General features: G+C 35.6%; 18 protein-coding genes. 1 reads left to right on the top strand and 17 read right to left on the bottom strand.

Going from position 1 to position 21,694, the window contains the following annotated elements:
• Positions 1–41: 41 nt before the first annotated feature.
• The 15 genes from I6N95_RS03685 to I6N95_RS03755 all read right to left on the bottom strand — a co-directional run bounded on the left by I6N95_RS03685 (position 42) and on the right by I6N95_RS03755 (position 18,950).
• The gene (locus I6N95_RS03685; protein ID WP_245249240.1) at positions 42–2,537 is read right to left on the bottom strand and encodes a S8 family peptidase; all 2,496 of its coding nucleotides are present in this window, start codon (positions 2,535–2,537) and stop codon (positions 42–44) included.
• A 3-nt stretch (positions 2,538–2,540) separates the two neighbouring features.
• A complete protein-coding gene (locus I6N95_RS03690) occupies positions 2,541–3,500 on the bottom strand; it encodes an AAA family ATPase (protein WP_209525001.1) in 960 nt (319 codons plus the stop codon).
• Positions 3,501–3,946: 446 nt separating this feature from the next.
• Complete coding sequence (locus I6N95_RS03695) at positions 3,947–4,141, bottom strand: hypothetical protein (protein WP_209525002.1); 195 nt, start codon at positions 4,139–4,141, stop codon at positions 3,947–3,949.
• Positions 4,134–4,322 carry a hypothetical protein gene (locus I6N95_RS03700; RefSeq protein WP_209525003.1) on the bottom strand — a complete coding sequence of 63 codons (189 nt, stop codon included), beginning with the start codon at positions 4,320–4,322 and terminating at the stop codon, positions 4,134–4,136. Before I6N95_RS03700 ends, I6N95_RS03695 begins: the two co-directional genes overlap by 8 nt.
• A gap of 808 nt (positions 4,323–5,130) precedes the next feature.
• Positions 5,131–5,514 carry a hypothetical protein gene (locus tag I6N95_RS03705; protein ID WP_209525004.1) on the bottom strand — a complete coding sequence of 128 codons (384 nt, stop codon included), beginning with the start codon at positions 5,512–5,514 and terminating at the stop codon, positions 5,131–5,133.
• 704 nt (positions 5,515–6,218) lie between these two features.
• Entirely contained in the window at positions 6,219–6,587 is a 369-nt protein-coding gene (locus I6N95_RS03710; protein WP_209525005.1) for a hypothetical protein, read from the bottom strand.
• 144 nt (positions 6,588–6,731) lie between these two features.
• Positions 6,732–7,259, bottom strand: a complete 528-nt coding sequence (locus I6N95_RS03715; protein WP_209525006.1) for a DUF2247 family protein — start codon at positions 7,257–7,259, stop codon at positions 6,732–6,734.
• Positions 7,260–7,868: 609 nt separating this feature from the next.
• Positions 7,869–8,249 carry a hypothetical protein gene (locus tag I6N95_RS03720; RefSeq protein ID WP_209525007.1) on the bottom strand — a complete coding sequence of 127 codons (381 nt, stop codon included), beginning with the start codon at positions 8,247–8,249 and terminating at the stop codon, positions 7,869–7,871.
• Between the two features lie 3 nt (positions 8,250–8,252).
• Positions 8,253–9,719, bottom strand: coding sequence for a T7SS effector LXG polymorphic toxin (locus I6N95_RS03725; protein ID WP_209525008.1), 1,467 nt, complete (start codon positions 9,717–9,719; stop codon positions 8,253–8,255).
• Entirely contained in the window at positions 9,710–10,069 is a 360-nt protein-coding gene (locus tag I6N95_RS03730; protein ID WP_209525009.1) for a hypothetical protein, read from the bottom strand. The genes I6N95_RS03725 and I6N95_RS03730 overlap by 10 nt, the downstream gene beginning before the upstream one ends.
• Before the next feature lie 10 nt (positions 10,070–10,079).
• Complete coding sequence (locus tag I6N95_RS03735; RefSeq protein WP_209525010.1) at positions 10,080–10,331, bottom strand: hypothetical protein; 252 nt, start codon at positions 10,329–10,331, stop codon at positions 10,080–10,082.
• Between the two features lie 660 nt (positions 10,332–10,991).
• Positions 10,992–11,294 (bottom strand): type II toxin-antitoxin system RelB/DinJ family antitoxin, encoded by a 303-nt coding sequence (locus I6N95_RS03740; RefSeq protein WP_209525011.1) that lies wholly within the window; start codon positions 11,292–11,294, stop codon positions 10,992–10,994.
• 657 nt (positions 11,295–11,951) lie between these two features.
• Positions 11,952–16,655: an SdrD B-like domain-containing protein gene (locus I6N95_RS03745; RefSeq protein WP_209525012.1), complete on the bottom strand. Its 4,704-nt coding sequence runs from the start codon at positions 16,653–16,655 to the stop codon at positions 11,952–11,954.
• 113 nt (positions 16,656–16,768) lie between these two features.
• Positions 16,769–18,211: a glycosyltransferase gene (locus tag I6N95_RS03750; protein ID WP_209525013.1), complete on the bottom strand. Its 1,443-nt coding sequence runs from the start codon at positions 18,209–18,211 to the stop codon at positions 16,769–16,771.
• Between the two features lie 232 nt (positions 18,212–18,443).
• A complete protein-coding gene (locus tag I6N95_RS03755; RefSeq protein ID WP_209525014.1) occupies positions 18,444–18,950 on the bottom strand; it encodes a recombinase family protein in 507 nt (168 codons plus the stop codon).
• A 309-nt stretch (positions 18,951–19,259) separates the two neighbouring features.
• On the opposite strand from I6N95_RS03755, the gene I6N95_RS03760 reads away from it, so the two are divergent.
• Positions 19,260–20,744: an AcpB/EbpR/MafR family transcriptional regulator gene (locus tag I6N95_RS03760; RefSeq protein ID WP_209525015.1), complete on the top strand. Its 1,485-nt coding sequence runs from the start codon at positions 19,260–19,262 to the stop codon at positions 20,742–20,744.
• A gap of 295 nt (positions 20,745–21,039) precedes the next feature.
• On the opposite strand, the gene I6N95_RS03765 is transcribed toward I6N95_RS03760, so the two are convergent.
• Both I6N95_RS03765 and I6N95_RS03770 read right to left on the bottom strand, forming a co-directional pair.
• Complete coding sequence (locus I6N95_RS03765; protein ID WP_209525016.1) at positions 21,040–21,213, bottom strand: hypothetical protein; 174 nt, start codon at positions 21,211–21,213, stop codon at positions 21,040–21,042.
• 5 nt (positions 21,214–21,218) lie between these two features.
• The gene (locus tag I6N95_RS03770) at positions 21,219–21,680 is read right to left on the bottom strand and encodes a P-loop NTPase family protein (RefSeq protein WP_209525017.1); all 462 of its coding nucleotides are present in this window, start codon (positions 21,678–21,680) and stop codon (positions 21,219–21,221) included.
• Between the last annotated feature and the right edge of the window lie 14 nt (positions 21,681–21,694).

Below are 21,694 nucleotides of genomic sequence, written 5' to 3' on the forward strand. Positions count from 1 at the left end.
TGACATCATCTACGCAACACCAGTGATTGTATCTATATAAATTAAATCTCAATAGATACTTCAACAGATTGTTCAATTTCTATTTGGGTTACGATTGGTGTATAAAGATCAGTATCTACCTCAGGTGTCTCTATTGAGACTATAAGTGAATACCTTATTTTTTCATTGGACTTTCCTAAATAGCCACGCTCTCTCCACCATCCAATTACAGGATATACAGCCACATAATTAGTATCACAAAAATTTATCGCCACATCTTCACAAAAATCTGAATGAATTGATCCGACATCTCTATTTCCAGGTCCCAAATACCAATTTCTTTTAGTACCATCACCACTATCTTTTCTATCATCTCCACGCATTTTAACATTCACTCTTTTTTTGAAATCTTCTAATGTTTCATCACTATTAATAACATCAAATCTTAATCCACAAGATGGATAACGATATTTATCTTTCCAGCCGATCTCACCTGGTCCAGGTTCGATAAAATATGATAATGTCACTTTAAGCTTAGCATCGATTTCGCCTAATGATTGAAGAACATCTTTAGGCCAAGGGATTTTATGAATATGCATATCATTCATTTTTCTAGACTTAAACGGCTGTAGTTCAGATTGAATGACAAGATTTACTGAATTATTAGCACATTCAATTGCTTTTTCTAAATTAGGAATTCCATACCCACATGTACGTAATAACTGCTTTATTCCAACTGTCTTTTTATCATCAGTTCGGAATTGATTAATCATTTTATTAGTCCAATTTGCAGAATGTACTAGTAAGGCCCGAGTAGTTTCTGGCCAAATATCAGGATACTCATTATGAATTTGACTTGCCATCCATGAAGCTTGTGCAGTAGCTGAACTTGTCCCCCAAGTAGTAGTTAACGGTTTAGTCAGAAAATCTTTACTAGTCGTCAAAAGTGATAAATCTTCACACTCTGAAAAATCAGCACCATTAGTTACCATATTTCCACCGTCTAATAATATCTCTGGTTTGATTGGCCATTTATCATTCCATAATTTAGATGTAGAACTGTATGGGGATAATTCTCCCACATCTGCAATTGCTTTACAGCCATTATAGTCAGAAGAAGATATTATAGCGTCATTAGAATATGCACCTACAGTGATAGCATTCCATGATTGACCTGGATTTTCTATGCTATGAAGAATGTTGACATCTGGATATGACGAGCTATTTAATTCTATCGGATGTACATTTCCACCACTAATGAAGAATAAACGTTTCTCTCCATCTCCATTCACTCCAGATGTTATACTATCAATAGCAGCTGACCAAGACGTAGGGCTACCATCATCAGTATTATAGTTGGGTGCTGTCACGGCCATGCATAATGTTCTGATTGCCTTAGGATTTGTGATTTCCGAAAGAAAAACAGCCTGTTCAGTAATAGCACCATATAATTCTGGAGAATTTTCTCCTCTAGGAGGTAAAATTTTTACTGATTCTATTTTATGATTAATTGTAACTTGATGACTACCACTCATTTTTTCCTTAAGATTATAATACAAAGCGACTCCAGCCATTTCTGTTCCATGGCCATCGTGGTCATCAGAGTTCCAAGCACTATTGACAGCCTGAATTGAAGCAGGATCGACAATTGCCGGAAATAAAAGTGGATGCTCTGAATTTAGACCTGTGTCCAGTAAGCAAACTGTTATGTTTTGATCTGTAAAATCTGTTCGTGCTAATAATTCATCAACCCACTCTTGTTGATCTGACCCTGATAAATCATCAAAAAAACTTGTTTGTTCAGGAGCTCTACGAAATTCTGCTATATATTCGCAAATATTAATTAAATTCGTTAATTGTGATTTGTTAGCAAAAATCAGTTTCACAATTCGTTCTGGGAAAGTTAAACTTTGCTCATTAACTCCAATTTTTAATGTCTCACAGCATTGAATCAAACTGTTCATCGCTTGATTTTCATTTGACGTTATTTGAGATTTTTTCGACTTTTTAACATCATATCTAATCCACACTTCACACCATCTTGATTCGTCACCAGGCATATCATCTATTTTTCCAGTCCAAAATGATTCAAGCATGGCTAAAGAAATATCTTCAATACTGCTTATTAAATCATTGTTTTTTGGATTTCCACTCTCCTTAGATACTTCAGTGGCATATGCCTTAACTTTATTTAAAAAATGTGCTTCTTTTCCATCAGGTATATAAACGGTTGCTTTAACTTGTTTTGTTCCCATATTTTCTTTCACGTTTAAAAGACGTATACCTTGTCTTCGATCTTCAAGACTCTTTACGGACATTTCATGACCAAGAGAACCTGAAAATTCCAGATATACGCCATTTTTATATCTTATTGCAGCAGCTTGCTTCTGATTTTTTGATCGTTCATAACTATCATTTAGCTTACTTTGGATAAAGTTTGCATGTGCGTTAACATCTCTTCTTACTGGATAGTTAGGCTTGATTGGCATAGAACGTCCAGAATAGCCTAAAGAAGTTTCAGTATTACGTAAAAAAATATTTTGTTTATCAACAGTCAAAAATTACGCCTCCTTGTCAGAATAGATAATCATGCGTTCTTTAATTAAATTGAGTAAATCAGATTGAGTGATTATATTATCGTTTAAAATGGAACTTTTAATAGCATCTTCACAAACACGGATTAATTCTGCTTGACTTAATGAAAGAGACTTAGTTATCAATTCATCTGATGGTTTAAATCCTTTTTGAAAAACAGATAATTTATACTCATATATTTTCCTTATTTCACTTTCAGAAGGAGTTTTATAATGTAGCACATCATCAAATCTTCTAAATAAGGCTTGGTCTAATAAATGATGATTATTTGTTGCAGCAATAATAATGCTGTCAGAAGAATCTTGTTCAATAAATTGTAAAAAAGAGTTCAATATTCTCCTCATTTCGCCAACTTCATTATCAAGGCTTCTATCCGATCCAATTGCATCAAATTCGTCAAAGAAATAAACTCCAATATTATTCTCAACCGATTCAAATATCTGGCGTAATTTAGTACTCGTTTCACCCATGAACTTTGTAACTAATTTATCAATTTGAACAGAGTATAACGGAAGATTTAATTCAGATGCAATAACGGAAGCAGTGAATGTCTTACCTGTTCCAGGAGGACCCTCAATTAATATTTTTCTACGATTGTCCATTCCGAATTGCTTTAACTTATTACTATTTTTATACTCAGATAGAATTCTCAGGATTCTTTCATGAATTTCATCAGAAACAATTAAGTCATGTAGCTTTTGATTTGGCAAGGACATTTGTAACATGGGATTACTTTGAGTTATTGGTATAATACTAGCTCTAGAAATACGTGGTTTATCAATTAACTTTTTTAGGTCTTGAGCAAGATTCACATGGTTTTTCTTTGCTTCATATGCAGCTATTTGTAATACAACCGTTTTAAATTTTTCATCATTTCCATCTAGATGAGCTTTTATTAAACTTTTTATTTGGGCTGCAGTAGCCATAAAAACACCTCCCACGCTTCGTACTTATAATAAGCCTTATTTTAATTGTATTCTCCATAGAACATAAAGTCAATCTATACATTTTATCTATAAACTTGAATTAAATAATTCTAATTAATCATAGAATAAACTCTAGGTTACAATCAGTCTTTTTCCAGTAGATGTTTCTATCTCCCCTTCTTAGCTAAAAAAAGTAATTTTAAATAATACTTTTTAAATGAGGATTTTTCTCTTAAAAAAATGTATGTGCTCACCCCTACATACATCAAGCTTTCCATCCAAAAATCTCTGGTAGAATTCTCTGGTAGAAAACACCAAAAAAGCAACATTTTCGTCGCTTTTGGTAGAATTTTGGGAAACTGGCAGTAAAAACGGTGGCTTATTCTCCTGAATTTTTGTTGATTTATCGCGTTTTTACTGAGTTTTACAATCATCGGTGGTACATCTTACATCGAAAATACCTTAATGGGTGAAACAAAAAGATCCAATGATTTCATTTTCACTAATTGGTACTCTCGCTCAGTTAGTTTCTCAGAATCCTTGATATTGAACTTATTTCTTAAGACTGATGAATTAGAATAAGTATATTCATTATCAGGATCATCATAGTGATAAGCTCCATAAAGTTCAGATCTAACCATGAGTATTCTCTTTATTTTTTTTAATTATGTATTGTTTCATTTCTTCCACATCTTGCTTCTTAGGTTCCCATCCTTCAATCATATTTGTGCTTAATGCATACCAAACACCTTTAAAATCCTTTTGAGAGTCGAATTTCACTCCCATAATTGTTTGTTTTGTTTTATCGATATCTAATGACATTAGCTACACATCCTTTTTTTAGACTCTAGATTACATCTATTATACTAGATAATCGTCAAGAATTCAGTAATAAAACCCTTTTCATTAATTGATACTATCCCTCAGTTAATTTCTCAGAATCTTTGATGTTGAACTTATTTTTTAAGACAGATTGATTAGGATATACGTATTCATTATCAGGGACATCACAGTGCTAAGCTCCATAAAGATCAAATATGACCATGGATATTCTCTTTATTTTTCGAATTGGGTATCGTTTCATTTCTTCTACATCTTACTTCTTGGGTTCTCATCATTCTAGTCAAGCCTTTACTAATGTGAATCATATTTCAAGAATACTGAGTGGTACTAAATTATGACGGATGGCAAAAGGGACGATGTGAACATAATTATCATAAAACAATTTCTAAAAAATGCAAAAGTACATGAGAACGACGACTCTTTTCGTTCATTACGCACTACAAATAAAGCCAATAGACTGCTAGACTCTCCTAACATCACTATTGACTTTATTTGTTGGCATACCCGTTGTCAATGCCTGAGGAACTCACGAAATGGCTAGCACCTTGGCTTGTTCCTTAAATATATTTAGACTAACATACCAACCATTTGTATTAGCACTTACATCAATGACTTCCCTCCCCTTCAAAGAAAATAAAATCAGTTTAAAGTAACCACTACTATTATCTACACTATAAATCTTACTAATCGAGCCAATCAAATAGTAACGTGCCTCTTTGTCTAATTTTTAAAGAGTGCTGAATAGTACTTAATATTGTAATTAAAAGATCGTTCATTGTTAAGGGGATTATTTACCTAATAAAAAATTTATCTCCTCGTCTGTCCATTTTTGATGTATCAATTCCTTTATTTCATCAGATAATTGTAAAACTTCCTGCCACTCTAATGTCGTTTTTACTGCTTTTACATTCCATAAAGCTTCTCCTCTTTCGAGTTCTAAAAGCTTTGTTTGTAACTGTTTACTTAGAAGAGAAATATTTCTATCAATTATGTCATTATCTTCTAATACTTCTCGTGTATACGAACTCAAAGAAGCTGGATAATTAATCGCTAACTCTTCAAATATTTCATATTTAATTTCTTTATCTTCTAAATTAATTGTATTCATACCTAACCTATTTAGAGAAGAAAGGTAGTAGTCAAAAGACTGTTCTGTTGTCAATTTCTTCATTTATCTCACCTCATTTGTCTCTTGGTACGATAGTTGCTTTGTCATCTGGTGTGCATATATACCTATCATCGACTATTTTGACTCTTCCTATAGGAGCTTTTGCATATCCGCAATATGACCTTTCAGGTATACCTCCACCTATATGATAAAAAATCTTCCTTCAGAACTATAAAATTCCCAACCCAAGCCATTTGAACCATAAGATTTAACTGACCAACTATCTCCTAACATTAATTTAATTTCATTAGGCGTGTAGCCATATAACCTTTGCGGATTAGCTATTATATCATCAAAAGAATTAGACTTCCATTGAACATTTCCAGCACCATATTTCTCTTTTAAATAATTACTCCAATCTTGCCCAGTTACTGGATTTTCTGCCCCAAAATCTATTTTAGGAGGTTTAGCCCCCCCTTAACTTTCTCAAGGTGGGAGATTAACTATAGCACTACAAAAAGAAACGACAAAACTAAATCGTTCCTTTTTCAATAATATATTCAGCTAGTTTTTGCTAACTATGGGAAACTTGATTAGTGAGGCTATTCATTGACATACCTTTTTTCAGTAATCGAGAAAATCATGAACTAGCTTGCCTGGTTCCTCGAGCGTTTTTAGCATAACATGCCCACCGTCTGCCTTAACAGTTTAATTTGCTCTTTTAAACCTTTTCAACTCTTAATCATCACGATTACAACTATATTGTCTTATTCGCAATATAATTGAAGTCTGTCCACTTCTAAAGAAATATATTGTCCTACTAAATATCCATAATCTTCGAACAAGTCACTTGTAATGAAAAAACCCACATCTAAAACATTATCTTCTAACAGTTGTCCCCACAACTTGTAGTTAAACTTGTGGAGATGTCTAATTCTTTTTACTTGTTCATTTTCCTGTTTTTCAATTTCTAAAAAATCATTAATGAATATATCTATTTCCCCCTCGTACTCTTTTCCGATCTCTAATTCCTGAGGTGATACATTAAAAGCAACAATTTTTTTCTTTTTAACTAAAAGCTCTACCTCTTCTTCAACAAGAGGATCATTTTTTCTTACTTTAACTGTATTATTCATTATTTAATCTCTATTCAATTGGATTAATAACTGAGATGCTCTTTCCGTCATTCATCTTTTTCCAAAAAATTTTACCACTTTCAACATGAAATGCGGTAATCTCTCCACATCAATTGTAAAGTGCCTTTTTTATTTTGATAACTATTAATTTAATTTCTCTTTTTCATCTTCCAACCATTTTTTATGGTTAGAAATAACTTTAGATAAGTGTTCCTCAGTGTAAAATTCTTGTGGAGTTAATTGATTTTCCACACCTTGATATTGATGAGGCATATCAAATGGAGACTTCAAATCAAGCCAGAATTCGCTAATTTCTAACAAAGCATTTACATAGTCTTTATCTACGATTTTCTTCAATAGATTATTAACTAAAATCCATCTCCATCTATGATAAGACATCAAATTTTTTTCATTAGAATCCTCAATCAAATCTAGAAGCTTATATATTTCATTTTCATCATATGGTGAAAATAGACTTCCAAGCTCCCATACATACGAATTTACTTCATTTTCATTTTTAGACAGATAATCTAAGGTATATTTCATTACAAATTCATCATCAAGTATACCTTGTAGATAAAATTCGTTGTCTGAATAACCAAATCTACCGATTTTAAGCTCATTCCACGAAAAAGGAATATTATTCTTTTTAAACCCATCTATATATTTCATTATTTTATAGGCACTCCATTCAATTCTGGATTTCTAACAAACATTCTGTGCGTAACTTTTCCGTCCTGAATTATTCAATCAAAACGCCCCATAACACCATTTTGACTTCCCTTAATTTGATATAATTTAGTTTTACCTAAATCTGTGACTTCTGCTAAACCAGCATAATTTGTCTCAATTATTTACCATTATTTTAGTATCAAATTTTATTTCTGCAAAGTTAGCCTGCCTTGAAAACTCCTTAATAATTGTTGTTCAGTAATTTTTATCCATGAGATAGCTTTCGAGTTGACTATTCCATCAGATGCTTGGCTCCATTTGATTTTCCCACCGTTAAGATTTGATTCAAACGATTTAAGATTTGTGGTTCCTTCTCTTGGAGGTTGTGTCCCTATAATATCTTCCCAGACCGCATCTGTAGCTCAATAATTTTCTCGAGTCAGAAAATAAATATTGTCAAATACATAAAAAGGAAGCTATAAAGATAAATCGCTTCTTTTTTAGTATCAACATTCTATACAATGAATATAGTCATTTTGTTCAACCCTTGGTAACTGAATTAGTTAAAGCTTTATTGTTTGATCACCAGTCTTGTGATAAAGTGTCTTTTTATATTGTTTTCAAATATTCTATTTCTTCATTAGACCATCTTTCATGAAGCCTATTCTTCAACTCATCAGATAAACTAAGTATATCTAGCCACTCAGAACTTTGTCTCACGCTATCAATACTCCATAAACTTGTATTATCTATATCTAACACTTTTTTTCTAATAAGACAAGCGGCTTTTTCAATATCTTCATCAATTAGTCCATTCTCTTTCAATTCAATTAAATTATTTTTACTGAAAAAAGAAGTAACACCGACGATAAAATCTTCAAAAATGAATGTTTCTATTTCTTCATCAGATAATTCCAAAATAAACGTCCCACTTTTCTCTAAAGTATCTATGAACCAGTCAAACTTTCCACCTAAAGTTAGTTTTTTCAACTATTATTCACCATCCCATTCTATAATTGTTGCTTTATCATTTGAGAAGTCTATATAACCTTCCCCAACAATTTTCACTTTACCAGTATCACCTGTTGAAAATCCATAATAGGAGCCCCCATGTATTCCGTCTCCAGGATGGAAAAATACCATCCCATCTCCTTCATTAGTAAATTTCCAACCATTACCAGATGACCCGTATGTTGCCTCTGTCCAACCTTCACCTAATATTAATTTTATTTCATTTTTAGTACTTCCATATAGTCTTCTCGGACTAGAGATAATATCATCAAAAGAATTAGGTTTCCATTGAACATTTCCAGCACCATATTTCTCTTTAAAATAATTATTCCAATCTTGTCCAGTTACAGGGTTTTCTGCCCCAAAATCTGTTTTAGGAGGTTTCGCCCCACTAACTTTCCTCTCAGCACCTGTTTCATAAGACTTAGGTACTTGCGATATTGCCCACGCGCCTACAAACGGTTGTAACGCTAATCCATACATCATTATCTTAGCGTTCACTCTCTCCGCATCAGATATATCCTCACCCGTGATTGGGTGTTTCCCTGTTCTCAACATTTCATTATAAAATTCAAGTTCCGGATTTTTTTGCGGTTGATGCTCCGCCATAACAAGTTTGTTATACAAGGCGGTCACTTCCACTGAGGGCTTGCCTGTTTTCCTACTGACGTATTGATTGCTGTTGGTTGACCAATAATAATCCCTTAATATTTCTGCCTTAGTTGCTGGTAAATCATCGTCTGCTATTTTCTTTTTCAATTTTTCAAACTCAGTGTTGGAGACCTCTCTAGTTTCTGTAAACCAACTCCGATCGATTCCCACTGGTAAGACATAACTTCCGTCACTTTTGACTAGAGTCTTATTTAATACTATCACACTTTGCATCGCAATTTTCATAGCAGTTAAACTCTCATTAAATAGCCCACTTGTTGAAGAAGAGAATTGGTGCAACTTCTCTAGCTTTTCTTCTAGTTCCTTAATATTTTCTGCATACTCATTAGACATACTCCCTAGTCTAAATTGAACATTCAATAATGAGTCTAACACATTAACAGCGGAATTACTTTTAGCGAGTGACTTTGTCACCTCGATCGCTCTATCAACCGCCAGTTTCATGGCCTTTTTTGTGTTTATTTGTTGATTTAATTTATCCTCATCCAGTTTGCCTTCACCTGAAACCATATCATGTGCGCTAATATATAACTGCAATTCGGTCTCCAGATCTTCAATCGCCGATGTTACTCTACCAACTGTCGGAATGATCAACTCGCTAAATAGTCCTTTAGCCGCCGTATATGCTGCCCCTGCCAATGCTTGTCCATCTACTGCCGAGATAATTTGCTGACTTCCGGATTTTAACTGTTCTGATGTTGCTTTTCCACTATTTATATTGGCTTTTAGGGCACTAATTAAACTGTTTGATTCGCCACTAACATAAATCAATCCCAAGGAATCTCACTCCTTTTTTTATGCAACTTTTCGATTTCACCATCCAATACTTTTCGCTGACTCCGATAACTTTCCAATACCTCTTCTTCAGTTTCTTGCAGGTGACGATGAAATAACTGCTCTTGTTCTTCATTCATTCGCTGAAGTCGCAACGTTTCATGGTCACCATCTCGAAGGTCTTCCTCATTTATACTAGTTAAGCTACGATAGCCACGCTGAAGATGATCATTCAAAAAAAGCAAACTATCTTCCAGCTTTCTGCGGTCGTCACTTAATTCGTCTATATTTCTTTCTTTTTCAGAAATTAAACGATTGTTTCTTGAACGTTCTTGCTCATTTTTATTTCCCATAACCTTCTCCCTAAAACTTCATCTTATTGTCTTCAATTGCCATGATCTCCGCTATTTTAGGGAATTTCTGACTTTGTACCTGAACACAAGCCACTAGTTCCGACAAATTCGACAGTAATTGATTATTAATCTCGGTCCCTTTTGTCATACTATCAATATTACTTTGACCTAAAGACACTTGTTGTCCTTGGTTAACTGAGACGCCACTAATACCAGAAATAGCACTTGTTGCTGTGCCTAGGTTAGATGCTACTTTACTCATGTGTTCACCTCCTTGATTTCGCTAAAAAAGACAAATAACTCCTTTTTCTGCTGCTAGCTGCTGATTTGTACAGTACTATCTCGGTCCATTTATTCGACAATTTCTATCCTATCCCAATTACGACAACTAATTTCTTGTTCTTGCGTCAACATTTGGAGTGCTTCGGTCATCGTTTGTGGGTCCTGACGGCATTTCTCAGCTGACTTAAGCCATTCTCCCAATTTTTATAGTTTTTATTATACGTTATATGAAACAGAGATACCACAGAAAATACCAATAAAACTGATGAAATAAAAGGTTAAGATCAAGAATTTAGTTCCTAGAACACCACATTCTTAATTGCTTTTATCTCATACAAAAAACAACTTCACCACTAACGACGAAGTTGTTGATAATTAGTTCTCCATTAACCGATTATACACTGTTACAATATTTACCACACTCTGCTCTTCATCTATAAAAAAAGAATTAGATAATCCCCGATAAAATGCTTTCGTTAGATCCAAGAACTCTGTGAGGCTTATTTCCTAATGATAGCATAGCTCTATTTCTAAGCCCATCGCCGCCAGAGGGCTCTTTAAGATTTCAGTAATATAGAAAGAAATATCTGATAAATCTTTTTGAGCTTGATTTGTAATAAAAACTTGGTATTTACTCATTTTACAATGCTGCTTTCTTACTTTTAAGTTGTCTTAAATACTCATCAGCAATCATCCCCTTACTCAATTCAGCATCCAAAACACCTTGCGTGACTCGCTTTTTTATTTCTCTCAGTTCTTTGTCTTCAGCAGTTTCATTGGTCACTTCGAATGGTAATTTATTTTGCTTTACCACTTGATCTAAAAATAAATTGAACGCTGTTGTTAAATCTAGTTGCATGTCTGAAAGTACTTTTATTGCATCATCTTTTAGCTTTTGGTCCGTTCTAAAAGAGACTCTTGCTTTTTCTTCAGTAATTGACATGAGTTCAGTCTCCTCTCTTTATATACACCCATTGTACGTCACTATGACACAAGAAGTAAGGGCATAAATTTGACTACTTGCTGCTATTTATCCAGTTATTAACGTTTAAGATATAAACATTTCAATTTCATTCATGTCTCTTGAATTTTAAATTATCAATCAGCTTTTGCTGATTCACTATTTCGTTTTACTATCCAAATTTTAACTAGATATTTAAATATCTCTATATTCTATTTATTCAGATAATTATTTCTCAATATCGGCTATTCTTCACTAAATCATCAATTTAAACTCTTAACAAATAATAATTAACATATAACTTAATCCTAGTTTTACTTTTATCTAGATCAAGTCATTTTGACTCTACTAAGATAATTAAACTTATTCTGGCTGTTTCTACTATAATATGGTTGATTAAAGGCAACCATCCAGACACAGTCTCCTCCTCTAATTTTTAACTAACAAGAAATACTGGTTTCTCAATTAAATTATCTTGCATAGTACTTAAAATAATCCGCATCTGCCACCCGATCATTACCAGCTAAAAAAGGTATGACGATTGAATACAAAAAGCTACTCACCAAATGTTGATGAGTAGTTCTTTTTTACCGTAACGGCATTAGTTACATCTTGAGATAGATTGATTCCTCTATCTCCTTAATTTTCCTTCTTCTTTATTGATCTAGACAGAATTAACATACCCAAAAAGATAAGTAGAACCCCCACATAGACATTCAAACTTCTTTGAAGCTTTTCACTAGTTCTAGGTAATTTCTTTTTACTTGATGGAGAGGTTTTCTTGCTAATCCCTGTGTCATTCGTACTATTGGTACTACTGGTACTGCTCGTACTACTGGTACTGCTCGTACTGCTCGTACTACTGGTACTGCTCGTACTGCTCGTACTACTGGTACTGCTCGTACTGCTCGTACTACTGGTACTGCTCGTACTGCTCGTACTGCTCGTACTGCTCGTACTGCTCGTACTGCTCGTACTGCTCGTACTGCTCGTACTGCTCGTACTGCTCGTACTGCTCGTATCAGTCGTTGGTGGTACATCACCAATATAAGAATTAGTAATTTGATATCGCTGATTATCAACGGTTACTTCATAATCTGAAGGCGTACCTATTTCTTGAATAGTGTAATCATATTGTTCATTTGTTTGAGGGCGATATTTAATTAGGTTTTCGAAGACAATTGGCCATTGATCTGTTTGATTTGTCAAAACTACCAAAGGTTCTCGATAAGGAGTGCCATCTCTATACAACTGAACAGATATTTGAGTCGGTCTTTTTTTATTTTCATCCTGGTTGTCTTTCCAGATTTTTTTACCTTTTATTGAAAAATAGCTGGGAATATCTTGAATTAATCCCATATCCCAATGCGAATTTCGTCCGCCCGTTACAACAAAAGGAGCCGTTTCACCCTTTTCATCAAATTTAGAGGTGTCCTCTGCCTGTAGATCACCTAGAACCGTTACAAGATACCCCGATGGAATAGTGGCTTTTAGTACAAATTTTCCTGGTCGAATCTTGTTGTCATTAAAATAATACCTCCCATTGCTTTGAGTTTGTGTCGACATGACATAATTCAATTCGCCTTTATCCGACACCTTATATAAAGTAACAGAGTTATTCGCTACTGGTAATTCGCCAGTTGTTTGCTTGCCATCGTGATTATCATCTTGCCAGATATAGCCGTCAATAGCCGCTGATTCTACATAGCCAGCGTCAATAAATAATGGCGCTTCTTCTGAAGCCAAATCAACTTCCGCCTCACCTATTGCTTCATCGGCTGTATCGAAAAAATCATTGTCAATTTGTCGGTCACTTCCAGAGTGGTAATTGGTCAAAAAGAATGAGGTAGATGGACGCTTAACTGTCACTCGATAATTTTGACTAAATAATTGATTAAACTCATAATGGCCTTGACTATCTGTTTTGGTGGTGGCAATTATATCATTATGCCAGTCGTATAAACTAACAGCCACATTTGAAAATCGCTCTTCGGTACTTTCTCGAAGGCCATTGCCATTTTGATCGTGCCAAATCGTGCCTGCTAGTTTTTTATCAGCTTTTTCCTGTGAAATATAGGCTCCTGATTTGATTGGTTCACCAACTTCCAGATGGGCTTCCGTGGCTCCATCCGTATAACTGCCACCTACTGCAAAGCTATTCCAAACCGTATCGACTTGGCTTGATACTTCTGGCAAGTGATACTTAAGATCGAAACTGACAGTCTCCTTAGGATTTAACCCATCTGTTTTAATCAGTTTTATGGCCACGATATCATCACCCAGAGCCGTTTGTCCACCCCAAGCCTGCCAATCAGCTTGATCATTGCTCAAGCTCTTTAGCTCTGCTAAATTACTTTCAGCCGTTGCATTTGTGGCATAAAAAAGCTGATAATTATTTCCTAAAGGAGAACCATCTGCCAATGTTAGACTGGTCACCGTACCATGAATAGTTGAATGACGTCCTTCACCTGAAATGGCCATTGTGTCGTTCGCATTAGGTAGCTGATCAAGGACATGAAGCTCATTGAGCTTAACCTCCCCATTGTTAGGAACCGTCAAACGAAAAGAAACATCTGTACCTGTCGCGGTGTTATCAATAGTGGCAAATCGAGAATAAGTTGTTCCATCTAAGGAAATTTCTTTCTGACTATCTAGTCCTACTGAACGATTAAATTTTACTGCCCGCCACTTAGACATCGCCCCTGTCACCCAGCCTACACCTGGAACATAATCATTCCCTACACCATTTTCATACTTTTGTTCTGAATCGGCCGACACTAGGTAATTATTAAAGTACTCCTCACCTTTGACAGAGTCAGTCCCCTTTGCAACAATTTTAACTCCATGATTATAGTTCCACCACTCATAATTTGGCCAATCACTATTGTAACGAATGACGACTAATTGTAACTCTTGATCCAATTGACGGATCTCAATTTGTGCATCAGGGTCATTTTGAGGGTTCATTAACGCGACGGACTCAATCTCAATAGATTTTGGTACTGTGATATAAAGTACGGGCTCTTTGAGAGGGCCAGATCCTGCCACATTGTTTACGCCTATTGTGTAGGTAAAGGGACTATCAATATCATTGGTTTGAGGAGAAAATGGATTTTCCCACCCATTATAACCTGGATAAGCACCTGAACCGGTAAATTGAGTTGTGGCTGTCCGCGTGTTTGTCCCATCATCCTTGTTTTCTTCGTATCCACCTTCAATAAATGGGACATAATCCCCTTCTGCCTGTTCAGAAAACTTGCGATCACCATATATGTGCAGTGTGTTTGTAAGACCATCACTTAGAGATAGCGCTGGATTTTGAACTTCTTCGGTAGTTTTCCCAAAAGCTGTAATTGACACCATGCCGGCATTTCGAGGTATTTCTGTCTTTCCTTCAAAAGAAAATTGATACTTTAAATTGGTCGGATATTCGTTCTCCGATAACTCTAAATGCGACACATCAATCATCCCTGAAACTGTGGCCCCTCCCATAGAACGCCAACTATTTGTCAGATTTGTCTGATACAAAATTTCTGTGGCCACAAGGCCTGTTATTTGTGGATTTTTACTTTGCTGAGCCGACCACGATACACTTGTATATCGATAACCGGCAAAAAAATCAACTTCGCTGGATCCACGAATTGGATCATCAACTAAATAGACATCTCGCATATCAAGTCTTGGTGTAAATGTGAGCGTGTAATTCAGAGACTGTCCATTACTTCTCAACACTTTTTTAGGAGCCGTTTTAGTAAAAAAACGAGTCCCTGGGTAATTTCCCATATCCTCTATTGGTGGCACCGTTTCTGTAAGGGTCGCTGTTTCATTAACTTTTGTTCCATCTAAGCGATTGCCCTTAAGAGTGCCCTCAATGTGATAGTCAATTGGCTGGCCTGTTGTAGAGAATGGGTACTCATAGGTCATTTCTACTTCAGTTGATCCTTTCGTCACGATTAAGTCACCGACTGGAATGGTCACCGTATAGGCATCTGGAAGACACTTAACCGGATAGTTACGTCCTTTATAAACCACACTAAACAAGTCGATTGCTCCAGGAAAATCAATAGTCAATTCTCCGTCAGTCATGTTGAGTCCTCCAACTTCTGACTCCGGTGTAATCTTTAAGAAAGAACTGTGGGCTTCCGTTGGTTCTGCTTCTTCATCTGATCTTAAAGATAATTTAGAGCCTGGCTCGACATTTTTAGCATGAATCCCATCCAGCTGCTTTTCTGCAGATTTGGCATTACGAGCGGTAGCTGTGATATTCCCAGCTAAGATAGTAGTAGGCAAACTAACCCCTTTCTTAAAGCTGAGACCAAATGGTAAGGAGAGCATTCGACCAGGTACCACATCTGTCAGCACTTGAACGACAACCTTTAGCTCTTTTCCTTCTTGTTTAGTGGTGACATTAAATTTATTACTGGATGGTAGTGAGATGATGTCGACAACATCTGGAAGTGTCACAGCTACTTCCAACCCCTTAATGGCTTCTTCAGATTCTCCAACACTTCCACTATTGACCCGGACTGTCATATCAAAGTATTCACCTGAAAGTGGATTGCTGTTGGAATACACTTCAGATAAAGAGAGATTAGCCACATTCGATAATGGCCGAGGTAACGGCGTTGGTATTACTTCTTTTTTAGTTGTAGGAGCCTTAAAGAATAACGACACCGCGACTGACTCACTGTGATTATTATCGATTTTGAGTTGAAATTTTTCGCCTTTTGCTAGACCCACTTGTTCTTTTGCAGGAATTGTCACCACTAAACTGGCAGAAATTTTATTTGAACTCTCCTCTTCAAATAACTGCGTCACCTGCCATATCCCCTCACCTTTATCAGTCACATCAATCAGATCATCATCGCTTTTGATCACACCTGAAAAGGTTGTCCCCATGTTTAACTCATAGATAACACTGGCAGCTGAATCAGCTAATACTCCTTCAACCACTAAAGTACCTTGCCAATCTCCTTCGGTAACTTCCTCTGAAAGAGATTCAAACTTCTCTTGATTTTTCAACCAGTACATTGAAAGATTTGTCGTGACTTCATTAGAACTACTTGTTTCAACAGGAATTGTTTCAGAAGAAACCATTTCACTCGTAGTTTGACTGGTTGACAATGACGGATATCCGTTATCATCACTGTTAAATGATTCAGTTGTCTTACCCTCGGTCTGACTCGTACCTTCAGGCTGGGGCCCAGATGTTTGTTCAATTTCTTGAGTTGATGTGAGAGGCTCCTCTTGTGCATACACCGTTAAAACACTTAAGAAAATGGGGAGTAACAAACATACTACCGCCACTACATTGACCCATTTTTGATTCAACACTTTTTTCATCAGCTTCTACCTTCTTTTCTAAATTGGATAACCCTTTCCCAAAATCAGTTCGATGACCAATGCTCGTTGCTTCTGTGATGCTTTTTCATCACCACAGGCAGCACATCTAAACATCAATCACCTTTTTCAATACCAACTTCCACTTCTTTTCTTGTTCCCCAATCGGCTACTTTCCAAACAGTAAACAGTCCATAAATTTGTAACAAACTACATATCAACAGATTCAGTAAGGTGGATAAAGGTGAAAACAACAAATATGATACGATCTGATAGCCTTTTGTCATATCATGTCGTTCAAAAGTCAACGTTCGGAGATTCCGTACGTAGCCTAAAAAAATCATGTAGGCAATGACAGCCAGCGGTAAACGCCAATTGATTATGGGGTAATAGAAATAAATTGCCATAAAAATCGGTGTATAAGCGCCAAATGAGATATAGTGACTTAACTGAATCCACCAAGAAGCTTTTTTAGGACTTTGATACTTTAAAAACCATACCCCTCCCCACCAAAAACTACGCCACCAGCGACTTCGTTGTCTTAATAAGTGACTTAATTTGACTGGATTTAGCGTATAGCCAATGGAGGTTTCTTGATAAACAGTCGCTCCCATTATCGAGGCATATTGCGTTAGCATCCGATCATCTCCGAATTTAGCTTTTTGAGAAAAGACGATTTGAGATAAATAATGATCAATGTAACCTTCTATCACGCTAGCACGATAGAAGGCTAAACAGCCGTGATTCACTCCAACGGCCTTCCATCGAGAATAGGCCGAGCGACCATTTGAAAAAGCTGAGACAAACGAAATCCCTACAGCTCTTGTTAACAAATTATCCTGATGATTATAGTCTAATAAGGCTCCGCCAACAGACATGATCCTCTCATCAAAGAATGGCAATAGGCCTTGTTCCACTGCATCCTCATTTAAAATAGTGTCACTGTCTATCGTGATGAAAATATCAACTTTCGTTCTTAATTCATGAAAAGCAATTGCTTGAGCTTCGCGTTTACCTTCATTTTTTTTATAAAAATAGAATGCCTCATTCTTAAAAGCTCCTCTCCATTTTTTAAAGAGAACTTCGCACTTATTTTCTTCTAAAGATCCATCCTCAACGATGTAAACATAGTCTGGTAAAACTGTTTGGGCTGATAAACTGGCCAGTACCTTTTCAAAAATAACTTTATCTTCGTTATAAACAGGAATCACCACTGCTGTCTTAAGCTCTTTAACACTTCGACCTTCTGGTAAGACATAGACTGGATTAAAATAAGATGATAGGGTTAAGAATAAATTCCAACAAAAAGCTATCACCACAAAGGGGATGGTCCAAAATAAAATAGTTTGAAGCGAGTAATAATGATAGATCAGCACCCCCAATAAAGAAAATACACAAGAGCATAGTGTTACACGATGCCACAAGGTCCGCTTGAAAGTTATTTTTGAATCATCTGTTCTCCTCTCACTAAGAACATCCTTTTCACCCCCACTAGCAGATAGTAACAAGGCTAAAACAATCATCATAATAAAGTAGATAAACACCCAAAAATAAATCAATTAATAGTCTCCTTTTGCTTTTAATATACATATCGCACGCTTTTTTATAAGTATCTATAATTGAACAGCTAACAGGCACTCAAAAGCTCGACATGATAAACGAGTGAAGAGCTTTTAATACCGATCCTACATTTCCGTTCATTTTTTAAGCGTAAATCATTTTTAAGGGATAATCAATTAAAGAAAACCTCTTTAAATATACTTATATGCATATTCATTTATCGATTTCTGTTCAACCTTTAAAAAAATGTGTTGTATACTTATGAACACTGCCAAGGGATACCTGACACATTTCTGCTATTTCTCTTAAGGTGTATTTTTGATTAGATAAAAACTGCATTTTTCTGATGGTATCTTCATCAATTTTGGGACGTCCTAGTAATGCCCCCTCGTCTTTTAAACGCGTCAAAGACTGGCGAGTTTTTTCTTTATGACAACAGAGGCTCGTATCTAATATTGACTTCGAGATCGAATAAAAATACGGAAGCTTTCTAGAGTCAATTTTCTCTAAAACAGTGATGAGAGACACTTTTTTTTCTTCCAGTTGTTCTAACAGCTTTGCCATGGATTTATATTGTTTGCCAAAAGAGCTTAAGGAGATTGCGATCAACATATCTCCTGATTTGAGTGTCTCTAACAATACAAAGAGTTCTTTATCACAAGATAAATCATGATTATCTATGTAAATAGCTTCACAATCATAAGGCAATAAAAGTTTGAGTTGTTCTGTTGTGGTCATTGGAAATTGTTTGCGTAAATAGCCGTAGCGAGTAATAATGAATCATTCCCTTGTTATATTTTCGTCCTGTTTTTTAACTGAAGATAGCTTGCGACATGAATAAACTGATTGTTATTCTTAGAAATCCTGATCTCTTTACCGACAGTCATCATTCTAACTTCTTCTTTTATTTTAACAAGCTTATCGCCTTCACTCGATTCAAAAATAAGCTTTCTTTTATCTGTTTTTGACCTTAGACAACCATCTTCATTTTTTTCTTTATTTCTCTGTCACTTATCCCTATACTTAAGGTATTAGGAGGGAAAAACGATGGAACGCAAATTAGAGCTGTGGAAAATGATAGATCCTATTACTCAAAAGAAGCTAACACTTTTAGAACAAATAAAAGAGGCTGAAGGCTCTGTCTCCATTCAAACACTGGCTGATTTTAATAATTGGGGGCGAGAGACGGTACAAAGATATCTGGATTTATTATGGAAAGACTGGACATCTGGCGACTATGATGGGGTGACACTTATTAGAACAAATAATCAAATAACTCTTAACTGGACAGACTATCGCTCCTTCTATTTGTTTCGATTGACTATTTGCGAAAACAGCATCGCGATTTCTGTTCTTCGAAAATTACTCCTTGGAGAAACCGTCTCTCTGACCGATTCAGTCAATCACTATTTTGTAAGCGAATCTACGTTTAAACGACGGTTGCTCCCGCTAAAAGCGGCATTAATAGAATATGAATTAACTTTATCAAGTCATCACGGTTTTTTCTTCCTTCAAGGTGAAGAACATCAAATAAGAGTATTCGCATACAATTTTTTTTGGAAACTCTATAAAGGTTGTAAATGGCCCTTCACCGTCATAAATGAACAAAAAATAGCGGCAATTTCGAACTACTTATTAGATCAAGTTTCCAATAAACGTAATGATACTAACAATCATCAAATATGGTACGTATTAGCCATTAATCTCACTCGTTATCGTAGAGGCTTTGAATTAAACTGGACAGATGATCAACTAAAACTATATTTTTCTCAGGACTATTTAGCTGAGGCTAGGCCCTGGCTTAATCTATTTCAATTGCCTGAAAAAGAAATTCTCTTCTTTTTTTTGCTGACGCAAACCCAAGAAAAAGTTTTGTCTCTTTCGTTATTCAAAAAAGCTGTTCTTAGCTTTCATGAAACCACGAACAGTGATGTATTTAAAGCAACGGAACTCTTTTTTCATTACTTTTCAGAATACATCGTCACATTATCCAAAGAAGATCAGGAAAAACACTATACCTATATTTTCGCTAACCATCTTTTTAGTTTTATTTTCCCTCATTTTTCAATAGGAATGAGCGGCTTTTCAACTAGTTATGGAGTCTCAAATCAATTTCCTGTGCTCGCTAATAAATTAGTTGATCTACTAGAGAAATTAACCGCGGAGACCCATTATCCTCTTTTTGAAAATAGAGATTTTTTGATTCCAAGATATGCATTATTTTGCTCTTTGCTGCTCGATATCAGCTCTTTTGAAAAAACTATTGTAGTTTATGTTGAGACTGACTATCCTGAAATACTTGAAAACCACTTAATTCAAATTTTTTATGATTGTTTTCATCATTACTTCAAATTAAAAATTGTAAAAAAGTGCACAGAATTAAGTCAACAACATGCTGATTTGGTTTTGACGACGTCGCTAGTTCCTATGAAAGAAATTAAAGCCGATTTTATTTATTTTCTTTCTGGTCATCTTTTGACAGAAGATCTCATTAAGATTGAGACCATTTTACGCAACATAAGAGAACGCTAACATTATATACACTATAAATTAAACAGCTAGGGAACTAAACAAAAAGATAGTGAGATGGCCTGTACTGATCAAATGTCGCCTGTAGTATACAGTTCCCCTCTGATATAGTTCATTTTGCTTAATCCACAAAATTGATAGGCCACTTAAACCTAATCCTCAGCCATCTTGCAGCCGGTTGTTCTCATTAGGAGGTATGCAGTAGCTATCATTAGATCATCTTTCAATATGACTTGACAGCTCTTTTTAGTTGAGACGATAAATAAAGTAAATTGACAAAAAAATGTGATAGGGTTTCTCACATTTTTTCTGTCATATCGATAGTCAAGTTGGTCAATAAGAAAGTAGCTCCTTGAGCTAACACTTGGTAGGCTTGCTCATTCTTGCCTTCATTTTGAAGGCGTTCTGATTCCCTTAAATCATTTTTAAAGATTGATAAAATATCCCTTGTGGTAAGATGATCATCTTCCATTTTATTCAGTCCTTTCCTGTTTCTTTTCGATGTTTTTTGGCATCCATACCACGATTAATTAAGTCAATCGCCTCTGCGTACTGGACGTCTAACGCCTCTGTCAGTTGGGTCAGGCGAGAGTTAAGCTGTCGGTCCGGAAGATTGCTTGCCGGAATGACAACTGTCAGAAGTTCGTTCTCTTCTTCCTCAACACTTGGGTAATCACGCGCCGCCTTTTCTTTAATTCTATCTGCTTCTGCTTTGGCTGCCAATAAATAAAGGCCTATTAAATCCGTCACCGGTCGAGACCTTTGGAGTGCTTCTTCTAGGAGAGCACTAAGAGTAAGACTGTCGAGAAATTGTTGGTGCATTTGCTGAATCTCTTCTGAACTGGCTGTTTCTAAGAGTATTTGCTGGCTCAACTGGCGCACTTTTTGAAACTCACTCAACAATAAAGGGGTGATCTCTGCTAATACCTCTTCTTTCACTGATCCCCCTCCTT

Source organism: Vagococcus allomyrinae, from assembly GCF_017829975.1.
Classification (GTDB): Bacteria; Bacillota; Bacilli; order Lactobacillales; family Vagococcaceae; genus Vagococcus_D; species Vagococcus_D allomyrinae.

Excerpts from the sequence above, each read along its gene's own strand:
- I6N95_RS03735 (WP_209525010.1), bottom strand. The coding sequence starts at position 10,331 with ATGAGTAAAGTAGCATCTAACCTAGGCACAGCAACAAGTGCTATTTCT.
- I6N95_RS03710 (WP_209525005.1), bottom strand. The coding sequence starts at position 6,587 with ATGAATAATACAGTTAAAGTAAGAAAAAATGATCCTCTTGTTGAAGAA.
- I6N95_RS03715 (WP_209525006.1), bottom strand. The coding sequence starts at position 7,259 with ATGAAATATATAGATGGGTTTAAAAAGAATAATATTCCTTTTTCGTGG.
- I6N95_RS03765 (WP_209525016.1), bottom strand. The coding sequence starts at position 21,213 with ATGGAAGATGATCATCTTACCACAAGGGATATTTTATCAATCTTTAAA.
- I6N95_RS03730 (WP_209525009.1), bottom strand. The coding sequence starts at position 10,069 with ATGGGAAATAAAAATGAGCAAGAACGTTCAAGAAACAATCGTTTAATT.
- I6N95_RS03705 (WP_209525004.1), bottom strand. The coding sequence starts at position 5,514 with ATGAAGAAATTGACAACAGAACAGTCTTTTGACTACTACCTTTCTTCT.
- I6N95_RS03700 (WP_209525003.1), bottom strand. The coding sequence starts at position 4,322 with ATGTCATTAGATATCGATAAAACAAAACAAACAATTATGGGAGTGAAA.
- I6N95_RS03760 (WP_209525015.1), top strand. The coding sequence starts at position 19,260 with ATGGAACGCAAATTAGAGCTGTGGAAAATGATAGATCCTATTACTCAA.
- I6N95_RS03755 (WP_209525014.1), bottom strand. The coding sequence starts at position 18,950 with ATGACCACAACAGAACAACTCAAACTTTTATTGCCTTATGATTGTGAA.
- I6N95_RS03745 (WP_209525012.1), bottom strand. The coding sequence starts at position 16,655 with ATGAAAAAAGTGTTGAATCAAAAATGGGTCAATGTAGTGGCGGTAGTA.
- I6N95_RS03740 (WP_209525011.1), bottom strand. The coding sequence starts at position 11,294 with ATGTCAATTACTGAAGAAAAAGCAAGAGTCTCTTTTAGAACGGACCAA.
- I6N95_RS03690 (WP_209525001.1), bottom strand. The coding sequence starts at position 3,500 with ATGGCTACTGCAGCCCAAATAAAAAGTTTAATAAAAGCTCATCTAGAT.
- I6N95_RS03695 (WP_209525002.1), bottom strand. The coding sequence starts at position 4,141 with ATGGTTAGATCTGAACTTTATGGAGCTTATCACTATGATGATCCTGAT.